This is a genomic window from Streptomyces sp. SM1, from assembly GCF_002910825.1.
GTDB classification, from domain to species: Bacteria; Actinomycetota; Actinomycetes; order Streptomycetales; family Streptomycetaceae; genus Streptomyces; species Streptomyces okerensis.
This window is the reverse complement of record NZ_NEUB01000875.1, coordinates 1-2,602: the sequence shown is the minus strand read 5'-3', so window position 1 is coordinate 2,602 and position 2,602 is coordinate 1. Positions and strand designations below refer to the sequence as shown.

3 protein-coding genes are annotated in these 2,602 nt (G+C 68.1%); all 3 read left to right on the top strand.

Going from position 1 to position 2,602, the window contains the following annotated elements; all coding sequences use genetic code 11:
• On the top strand, positions 1-426 hold a 426-nt coding region (locus B9S61_RS29135), incomplete at its 5' end, for a transposase (RefSeq protein ID WP_181007521.1).
• 181 nt (positions 427-607) lie between these two features.
• Entirely contained in the window at positions 608-1,321 is a 714-nt protein-coding gene (locus B9S61_RS40455; protein WP_146064977.1) for a hypothetical protein, read from the top strand.
• A gap of 39 nt (positions 1,322-1,360) precedes the next feature.
• Positions 1,361-2,566, top strand: a complete 1,206-nt coding sequence (locus B9S61_RS29130; RefSeq protein WP_103542832.1) for an ISAs1 family transposase — start codon at positions 1,361-1,363, stop codon at positions 2,564-2,566.
• Positions 2,567-2,602 lie beyond the last annotated feature (36 nt).

Below are 2,602 nucleotides of genomic sequence, written 5' to 3'. Positions count from 1 at the left end.
GCCCAGTTGAGGCTCACGGACGCGGACGGCATGCGGCTGACCTGCTTCGCGACCAATACAGCCGGCCGGTCGATCGCCGAGCTCGAGCTCCGTCACCGGCTGCGGGCCCGCGCGGAGGACCGCATCCGGGCCGCCCGGGCCACCGGCCTGCGGAATCTGCCCCTGCACCGGACCGCCCAGAACAAGGTCTGGCTGGAGATCGTGCAGATCGCTCTCGACCTGCTGGCCTGGATGCCGATGCTCGCCCTGACCGGCAAGGCCCGGCTCTGGGAGCCCCGCCGGCTGCGGCTTCGCCTGTTCTCCGCGGCCGGGCAGCTCGTGACCACCGGCCGCCGCCGGATCCTCCGCCTGGCCGGGGACTGGCCCTGGACCAGTCACATCACCGCCGCACTCGAACGGCTCGCACTCCTACCGAACCCCGGCTGACCAGCCGTTTCACCCGTCCCTACGAGAGAACTCTTCAGCCGGAGCAGTGGAACCCGGCGTCCGCCCGAGACGACACTCGGGCCCCCGGCCTGCCAACTTCACCCCTCCGAACGAAAACGGTCCACCGACTCCGTCGGCGGACCGTCACGCAAGATCGAGGCTAAAGACCTCTGTCACCGGCATGCTGGGGGGCAACCCATGGAGGGAAGCCCTCGACTATCACGAATGCGCCTCCTTGACCCGCCAGTTGGGCACGGCATGCTTCATCGTCATCGCCTATCTGACAGGAATGCGCCCAGGAGAGGTGGCTGGCCTTCGCAGCGGATGCTGCCCTGATCCCGAACCGGACAGCAAGGGGCAAACGGGGCGGCATTTGATCACCGGTGCCGTTTACAAGACGGCGCGGGACGAGAAAGGCAACCACCGCTCCGAAGGCGAGCTCCGGGATGTTCCCTGGGTGGCCATCGCCCCGGTGGTGAATGCTATTCGAGTTCTGGAGCGGATGGTCCCGACCGGAGATCTGCTATTCGCCCACGATGCGCATGACACCCGTTCTGGCACGGGGGCACTCACCATCTCAACGATGGGAGACCGGATCGAGGACTTCGTCGCCTGGGCCAACGAGGAGGCCACCGCGCACGGGCTCACCGAAGAGGTGATACCGCCGGACCCGCACGGCCGCATCGGTACTTCCCGCTTTCGCCGCAGTCTCGCCTGGCACATCGCCCGTCGTCCGGGCGGACTGGTCGCTCTGGCGATTCAGTACGGCCACCTGCGAACCAGGGGCATTGCGCGATTGGGATTGGTCCGGTTCGTCGGTCTCGTCAGTGACGTGGCGTCATGTCCGTTGTGTGGCAAGGGACCCCGGAGAGCAGAGCAGGCACGGTGCTGGTGATCATGTGGTTGTCGAGACCCATGAGAACCGAGCGAGACCGTGCCTGCCCGAACATCATCGCCCATCCCTTCCGCGCTGGAGCAACTGGGCTCCCCGACTGATCCCCTCACCTCAAGCGATGTCGCTGACCTGCGGCGTTTCCTGATTCTGGTCGCCGATCCCCGCGATGCGCGAGGGCTGCGGTATCCGGCCCTCGCGTTGCTGTGCGCGGCCGTCTCGGCGGTGCTGACCGGGGCCCGGTCGCTCATCGCGATCAGCGAGTGGATCACGGATGCCCCGCAGCATGTGCTGGGTGTCCTCGGCTTCGCTGCCGATCCGCTTACCGGTCTGCGGCCGGTGCCGCACGCCGCAACCGTGCGCCGCCTGCTGCAGCGTGTGGACGGTGACGCGCTGGATGCGGCGATCAGCGCGTATCTGCAGGCCAGAACGCCGCCCCCGGTCGAGCCGGACGCGGAGGAGGGGCCGGTGCGACGGGTGATCGCGGTCGACGGCAAGGTGGTCCGCGGATCGCGAACCCAGACGGCCGCCGCGATCCAGCTGCTGGCGGCGATGGACCACCACGGCGTTGTCCTGGCCCAGCGGCAGGTCGCTTCCAAGAGCAACGAAATCCCCTCCTTCGCACCGTTGCTGGACGGACTCGAGCTGGCGAACACGGTGGTGACCGCCGACGCCCTGCACACCCAGCACGACCACGGGGCCTATCTGACCCGTCGCGGCGCGCACTACGTGGCCGTCGTGAAGAAGAACCATCCGGGCCTGTATGCCCAGGTCAGAACGCTGCCCTGGCGGGACATCCCGCTCGGGCACCGCACGCGCGACCACGCCCACCACCGCGACGAGGTCCGCCGGCTCAAGGCCGCCGCATTCAGCCACCTCGACTACCCCGGCGCCCACCAGGCCATCCAAGTCGTGCGCTGGCGACGCGACATAAGCGCCGGGAAGCTGACCATCGAGCGCGTCTACCTGATCACCAGCCTGACCGTTTTCGACGCCACCTGCACCGAGCTCGCCACCTGGATCAGAGGCCACTGGGGTATCGAGAACCTCCTGCACCACGTCCGGGACCGCACGTTCCGCGAGGACGACTCCAAGGTCCGCACCGGCACCCTGCCCCGCTCCATGGCCTCCCTGCGCAACCTCGCCATCAGCGTCTTCCGCCAGGACGGCCAGACCAACATCGCCGCCGCCCTCCGCCACACCGGCCGCGACTACCACCGGCCCCTACGAGCCCTCGGCCTCACGTGACGAACCCAGACAGATCTCGATCATGCAATGACCCTG